The sequence below is a fragment of the Candidatus Methylomirabilota bacterium genome (assembly GCA_027293415.1).
Lineage (GTDB): Bacteria > Methylomirabilota > Methylomirabilia > Methylomirabilales > CSP1-5 > CSP1-5.
In genome coordinates, this window is the sequence record JAPUFX010000199.1 from 1 (window position 1) to 7,730 (window position 7,730).

The window sequence follows — 7,730 nt, forward strand, 5'->3', positions numbered from 1 at the left end:
ACTGGGGGTATCCGATCCAGGCAACTGACCTAACGCGCCCCCTCAAGCGGGGTTCAGCGCCAGAAGCGATCTACCGAACCATGGTAACGGGTCTCGCCGGCACCCCGATGCCATCGTACGAAGGTGCGCTGAGTGATGAGGAATTCTGGGCCCTATCGTTTTACGTTGCCTCGCTGAATACCGGCGTTCTCTCGGCGCGCCAGCGCCGCGAGGAGGCGGCGGGACAGCATGTCCTGCGAATGCATGGCGGCCGCGGCCCCGGTATGATGCGCCGAATGCCCATGATGCAATGAACGCGGAAGTGATGGGGTCACGTCGGCTCTTGACTCATCTCTTGAGGAGCTGTCGTATCACTGCGAACCGCCCAAGCGATCTCACCTCGCTTTTCCAATCCGTCCTTGTTTCTCCTGATCACACTGCCGATCGCTGATAATTCCAACGGCGACCTTGACAAGTCCTTGAGAACCGAGAAGAATCGGCGCGTCCATTGGAAGTGTGAGGACCGGGATGTGCTGATCAGCATCCTCAAAAGTTAGACCGCCTTGTCCCGCGTCACTCCGAGTTTTGATATGGAAGCTGCTTGGTACGAAAAACAGGGCCCTGCTGCCGATGTGCTCGTCGTCGGGGAGATGCCAGACCCTCAACCTGGACCGGGCGAGGTACGCATCCGTGTAGCCGCTTCCGGCATCAATCCCGGCGACGTGAAGAAGCGCCAGGACGCCTTCGTCGTGGGGATGCCATACTTGAGGGTGATCCCACACAGCGACGGGGCGGGCACGATCGACAGCGTCGGCGAGGGCGTCCCGGCGTCGCGGGTGGGCGAGCGGGTGTGGTGCTTCGGCGCGCAGAGCTCCCGCCCGTTCGGGACGGCAGCCGAGTACGTCGTCATTCCGGCCGTCCAGGCTGTCCCGCTCTCGACCGGAGTCTCGTTCGAGCAAGGGGCATGCCTCGGCATTCCCGGCATCACGGGGCACCGTGCCGTGCATGTCGCGGGGCCGGTCGCCGGCAAGACCGTGCTCGTGCAGGGAGGCGCGGGGGCGGTTGGGCAGTGTGCCGTGCAGCTGGCACATCGGGCAGGGGCACGGGTCCTTGCCACGGTACGGAACGCGACGGATGCCGAGGTGGTTCGGCGAGCCGGGGCCAATGAGGTGCTCGTCACTGGTCCCGACCTCGTTGAGGAGATCCGCGCCTACGCGCCCGCCGGCATCGACCATGTTGTCGAAGTGGCGTTTGGCCATAACGTGGCATCGGACGTCGCGGTCTTGGCGGACGGCGGCTCGATCGCGACGTACGCGACGTCCCACCCTGAGCCACCGGTCCCGTTCTGGCCTTTGGTGTTCAAGAATGTGCGCCTGTTCTTTCTCGGAAGTGACGATTTTCCCGCAGCGGCGAAGGCGGCCGCGGCGCAGGCCCTGAATGCAGCATTTGCGGCCGGGTGGGCGGGATTCGAGATTGCGCACCAATTTCCACTGACTGACATCGCGCTGGCGCATGAGCGCGTGGAACATCCGACCACACCCGGTCGGGTCGTTCTGGAGTTGCGGTAGGCTTCGGCGTCTAACAAGGAATTTGCAAGCCTGACCCTCAAGGGGCGGGGATGTGACGACGGCGATGGAGACGGGGACGCTGCGGCTCACGACTACTGGGTATCGCGGGCAGACTGTGCCTTACGAGGTGCCTTTCATGGCCTTCCCCACGACGGCCGACAGGTTCATCATCCAGGCGCCCGGGACGGGTGAGGTGATGGAGGGCGCCGGGAATCGCTATGTGCGCCTCGCCGAATACCTGCAGAGCCAGAAGATCGCCACGTTCGTGACCTTCACCCCGCCCATGCCGGATGGCCAGTTCGACCACCCGGACGAGCCGTACTCCTATCGGGGGGCGAGCTGGAACCGGATCTACGTCGAGGGCATGGCCTATCTGGTGGAGCACTGCCTCGAACGCTCGGAGGCGCTCTGCGGTGCGAAGGACCCCGAGGTGTACCTGGCCGGGTTCTCTTCCGGGGGATCGGTGGTCGTGACCGTGGCCCCCTTCTTTGCGGCGGTGAAAAAGATCCTGCTGGTCTCCACGTACGACAGCGTGGGTGTGGGGTCCATGGGATGGTACTTTCTGAACGGCCTCAGGCGGTACACGGGGGAGGTGTACGTGGTCTATGGAGAGGATGACGGCCCGGCCGCCATGCTCGCCATGACCCTGCCTGCCATGGCCCGGAGCGCCAGCGCGGTCCACGGGCGCGGGGTCCCCCACTGCGGGCACAGCTTTGCCGGAGAGGCGAACGGCATGATCCTCAGCAAGGCCTACCTGTGGGCCTTCGCCGGGGACGACAGCTTTCCCTCGCCGGACGGCGGCGTGCCCCTGTACGAGTGATCCGCCTGCCGCAAATAGTCAAAGTTTGACCCCCTATCGACGAATCATGCGCATAGGCAAGCAGATCAAAACTTTCAAGGGCTTGGGTGTGCAGGACGCGGCAAAACGTGCCCTTTCGTGACCCAAAAACCCAACCTATCCACAACCGACCTGACCCGAACGGCCCCGCACATAGCTACCCCCCGGTTACCCGCCACAGGGGTCCCGTTCCACCTCCATAGCTGACCTTTGGCGGGGTTCTGCCTGTGTCTATCTGCATCCCAGGATGCCGGTGTTTTCACTCTCCCACGCGGTAGTCTGGCCATTTGTCGACCTTTGGCATAACCGTTGCACAACCCTCTTTGCAGCGCTACGGCCCGGGAGGGCGCTTTTGATTTTCACGAGGTTAAAGGGGCGGAGGAAAGGCTAAAAAGCGAGGAAAGAGCCTTTGTTTCTGCTATCTGCCTTGCCCCCTAATCCGACAAGATGACACGGAGTCACCAGGTGCGACGCAAATATAACATTCAAGATGCTCGTCGGCAGATTAAGCGGGTATTTCAATACCTTAAAGAGCTTAATCATATTAAGACGCCGCCTGTGGTTAATTCCGAACGGTATGAGTGGCTGTTTTGGCTCGATACGCTTCCGCTTTACCCCAGCATCTTGCGGGGAAAGGATTTTACCAACCTGCAACTTCTTGGCGTTTCACATGATCTCAACCAACAGGGTTTGAATGGTGATTTCATCATCAAAGTGAGCCGCCCACATGAAAGCGAATGTCCTGAACCCGGTGTTATCTTAAAAAACTGGCTGAAACCTGGATACGCTCGTGTGGAAGCCGATCCTTCCACGTTTGTCCGAAATACGCTGGACGTCACAGGCGGCAAAAAGGAAACATTTGAAGATGTTCCGGAACGTGTCCGTGCCTTTGAAGATTGGATCAATCTGAAACGTCAGTGGGAAATCTCCGAGAAAAAAGTTCTTGATGCCTTAGGTGCATTTGAAGACTTATTTGATCTGTACGGAAAAATTCAACGGGAGTCTGAAAGGTATCAAATTTATGCCGCGGACGGGATCCTTGTCACGCACAAAGACGGCCATGTTGTCAGGCATCCCATTTTTTTGCAAAGGATTGCACTCGATTTCAATGCGAGCGTTCCGGAATTTGTCTTGCGTGACTCCCAAGATCCACCCGAACTTTATTCATCGCTCTTGCGGTTTCTGGGTGTAGATGGAGCCACACTCAAGCAAATCCGTGAGGCGCTCCAAGATGGGCATTACCATCCCTTTGGGGGTGAAGAAACCAGCGCCTTTCTGAAGGATATAGTTCAAAGGCTTTGGCGTGACGGGAAATTCTTTAACAATGAAATAGAGGCACGTGAAGCCTCGGGCTCTTATCTCTATCGCAGGCCCCATATTTTTCTCGGGCTTCGAACATTTGGATTTCCTGAATCCATCGAAAAATATATTGAGCTCATTCCTCAGATAGAGGATTTCCCCGAATCCCTGCTACGCGTGATTGGTATTGATACAGGAGCAGGGGCCGAGCGGGATGAATCCGAGACCAAGAAAATCGATCTCCTGCTCACTAAATCCGCTAATGCTGAACAGGAACGCGTGATCCATCGGCTGGAGGAAACCGGTGCGGTCTTGGTTCAAGGGCCTCCTGGAACCGGCAAGAGTCATACAATTGCAAACCTCATCGGCCACCTGCTGGCCCAGGGAAAAAATATTTTGGTTACGAGTCAAACATCCAAGGCTTTGCGGGTGGTCCGGGAACATGTCCCGAAATCGCTGCAGTCCCTTTGTGTGGCTGTTTTGCAAAGCGACGAGGATAACAGCAAACAATTGGAAGAATCCGTAACGGGCATTATCAATTATCTTTCATCTGCCGGGAGCAAGAAACTGGAAAAACAGATTGATACATTAAAGGAAAAACGGGACGTTTTGAAAAAAGAATACGACGAAACGCGGGATCAGCTTCTCGAGGCCGCCGAAGAAGAATATCGTGCGCTTGAGCCAGGAGTTCCGAAAACGCTCCCTTCTGAGGCAGCGCGCTGGATTTTGGCAAACAGTGAGAAAAACGGATGGATTCCAGGCCCCATTTCCAACCGGCCCGAACCCCCTCTGCATCGGGAAGAACTGGAAATCCTTTATGCTGCTAACGCCCGAATTTCCAGCGATGACGAAACCCTGTTGGATTCACGTTTACCCGAAGCGAACACACTTCCTGATCCTGAAACGTTTGCCAAACACTTTGATCGCGCCACGAAAAACAAAGACATCGACTTCAAAAGCGGTGCTGAGTACTGGTCCAACGATGATCAAGATGAGGCCACCTTAAAAGAGCTCATGCGAAAAGCTGGCAGTGCAGCGGAAGTCTTTGATGCTGACCAGGAATGGGTCAACCAGTTACTGGAAATCGGTCGGCAACCCGACGAACAGCAAAAGCCATGGTATGAACTTCTCGATCTCATTGATCGCTGTTGTAAGGAGATTCCTGAGAAAGAGGCCCTGGTGCTCTCGCATGGACCCAAAATAGATTCAAACCGTACAGACGCAGAAAACATGAAAATCTGCCAGGCCATCATAGAGCATTTGGAAGCGGGGAAGAAGCTCAAAGGGATCCTGTCTTTCATGCATCGGGACTGGACAGATTTTGTCGAAAGCTCACAGGTGGATTCGGGAAAGCCATCAAAACTAGCGCATTTCAGGGCATTGGAAAATTTCATGGAAATCCGGGCCCTGAGGGACGCACTTGTTCAGAGATGGAACCGCCAGGTCGAATATCTGGATCAGAATCCATTCGGGGAAGACGGTCTCGGCAAACATCCTGAAAAGAAACTGAAAACTGCGTCCAAGAAAATTCGTGATGCCATGGGATGGTACAAGCATCAATGGGGCCAATTCCAGGAGGAGTTAATCGATTGCGGCTTTGATTGGGAGCGATTCATTAAAAAAACGCTGGCTCAAAAACAGGAGAAGGGAGGTCTCCGGACGGCTATTGAGAATCTTCTCCTCCCGATTTTGGAAGCTCGCATTGAATTTGTCCAGTGGCAAGGTATGGAAAAGAAACAGGATGCGTGGGTGGAATATCTGGACACCTTTTCCCGCAAGGAGGCCTCGTATGCTCTCATCAAGCAGTTCCGCACCGGAATCCGCCGCTCGGATTTTGACGTCTACCGGCAAGCCTGGGAAAAGCTCCAGCACCTTGATGATCTGAAAGACGATCATCGTCGGCGTAAGGAACTTCTGGAGAAGCTTCGTGAAGATGCGTCCGCATGGGTGGACATGTTAGCAGCAAGGAAGGAGCCCCATGATGCAGGACACTTACCGGGAGATCCGAACGACGCCTGGAGACATCGTTATTGGGAACAGCTTTTGGAGGAAAGAGCAAAGATTGATCTGGATCAGTTGCAATCCCAACTCAACGATTTGAAAGAGGAGGTTCAGGACATTACGGCCGAATATGTTGAGAAGTTATCGTGGTTGGCCCAGCTGAACCGGACGGGGCTGGAGCAGCAACAAGCGCTCAATGGGTGGCTTGGTCTACATAAGAAAATCGGGAAAGGTACGGGAAAACATGTTCGTGAGTATAAAGAAGAAGCGAAGAAGACACTTATAAAATGCCGTGAAGCCGTCCCTGTCTGGATCATGCCTCTTTCCCGTGTGGTGGAAAGCTTTGATATCTCTACGACACAATTTGATGTTGTCATCATTGATGAAGCCAGCCAGTGTGATGTCTTGGGCCTGGTCGCCTTTGCTCTGGGAAAGGAAGTGGTTGTCGTGGGTGACCATGAACAGGTCAGTCCGTACGCCGTCGGGTTTGGAACAGATCAGATCCATGAGCTGATCGATGAAATCCTGGTTGATATCCCAAATAAAAAACTCTATGACGCCAAGTCTTCGGTCTATGATCTCGCCCGCCAATCCTTTGGCGGAACCATCCGGCTGCTCGAGCATTTCCGCTGCGTTCCTGACATTATTCAGTTTAGTAATCAGCTGTGCTACAACCAGGAGATTCAATCCTTACGCGAAGCCTCCGCGAGCCCATTTCGGCCGGCTCTGGTGGCTCGATATGTCGAAAATGGAGAGGATGAAGACAAGATAAACCAGGCAGAAGCTTTGGAGATCGTTTCCCTCGTTCTCGCGTTGACCCGGTTCAAGGAATACGAAAAGTCCACCATTGGGGTGATCTCCATGGTGGGAACCGATCAGGCTCTCTATATTGATTCCATGCTTCGGAGGCGCATGACGGTTTCAGAATATCAGAGACGCCGTATCTTGTGTGGTAACGGAGCTCAATTCCAGGGAGATGAGCGAGACGTCATCTTTGTGTCCATGGTCAATAGTCCGTCGCATAATGGAAAACCCTTGCACCTGCGGACGAGAGATGACGCACAAAAAGTTTTTAATGTCGCTGCCAGCCGGGCAAGAGATCAGTTGTGGGTCGTTCATTCGCTCGACCCGTCACGGGATCTGAAAACTAATGATTTACGCCTAAAGCTCATTGAACATGCCACCAATCCGGACGGGCTGCGTTCCAAAAAAATTGAGAAATCACCCCGCAAACTCAACTCAGAATTAGAACGCGAAGTATACGAGCATCTTGTAAACGCACAATACAATGTGATGGTTGGGTGTCAGGTAGGTGAATTCGTACTGGATCTCGTAGTTATCGGGGAGAAAGGGAATCGAGTTGCAATCCAGTGCGACGGGGATCGTGAGATTACACGTGAAGCCCTGGAGGCCTCCTTACACCGCCAGATGACGCTCGAACGATTAGGATGGCACTTCATTCGGGTGAGAGGTTCAGAGTTCTTGCGGCATCCGCCTGAAGCCATGAAAAAGATCGAACGCCGCCTGAGAAAATTTGAGATTCAACCACTCGGGCAATTCTCAAGTGATCCTGAAAAGCAGGAACAGCAAAAAGAGGCTCAAGGCAAGGAATTGCTTCAGCACGTGTTGGAACGTGCGAAAATGATCCAAACCCACTGGAAGGATGTGCCCAGTGTTTCTTCAGTGATCAAACATTCTGCCCGTATTGATTCGTCCGAAGACGACACGTAGCCCACATTTCTCACCACACGTACACGCATAAATATTCTGAATGATAAGAAGTTCCTCTTTCTTTGCCTGGGCCCGGCGAGATCATCCAGTCCGAGATGCTGCCTGATGGACGTTCCAATATTGTGCTCCAGGGACTGGGGAGGACGGGCAAAGAGAGAGGGGAGGTACTAGTACCGCACCAACTATTTCCCGCTAACAATCCCCCCTTGGTGCGTCACTTCCGCTAGGGGGGCAGGCCCCCCTTCGGCGCTCGCCTTTAGCCTCGCTGAGCACCCCCCAAGCATAGGGGAGTCTCTCCCCTACAACCCCTCAGT

General features: G+C 54.6%; 4 protein-coding genes. All 4 read left to right on the forward strand.

Annotated elements, in window-relative coordinates:
- Nucleotides 1-293: cytochrome c (locus tag O6929_13635; protein ID MCZ6481420.1), on the forward strand; the 293-nt coding region annotated here is incomplete at its 5' end.
- A gap of 276 nt (nucleotides 294-569) precedes the next feature.
- The gene (locus O6929_13640; protein ID MCZ6481421.1) at nucleotides 570-1,547 is read left to right on the forward strand and encodes an NADPH:quinone reductase; all 978 of its coding nucleotides are present in this window, start codon (nucleotides 570-572) and stop codon (nucleotides 1,545-1,547) included.
- Nucleotides 1,548-1,599: 52 nt separating this feature from the next.
- Nucleotides 1,600-2,367: a hypothetical protein gene (locus tag O6929_13645; GenBank protein MCZ6481422.1), complete on the forward strand. Its 768-nt coding sequence runs from the start codon at nucleotides 1,600-1,602 to the stop codon at nucleotides 2,365-2,367.
- A gap of 483 nt (nucleotides 2,368-2,850) precedes the next feature.
- A complete protein-coding gene (locus O6929_13650) occupies nucleotides 2,851-7,416 on the forward strand; it encodes an AAA domain-containing protein (protein ID MCZ6481423.1) in 4,566 nt (1,521 codons plus the stop codon).
- Nucleotides 7,417-7,730: the final 314 nt, after the last annotated feature.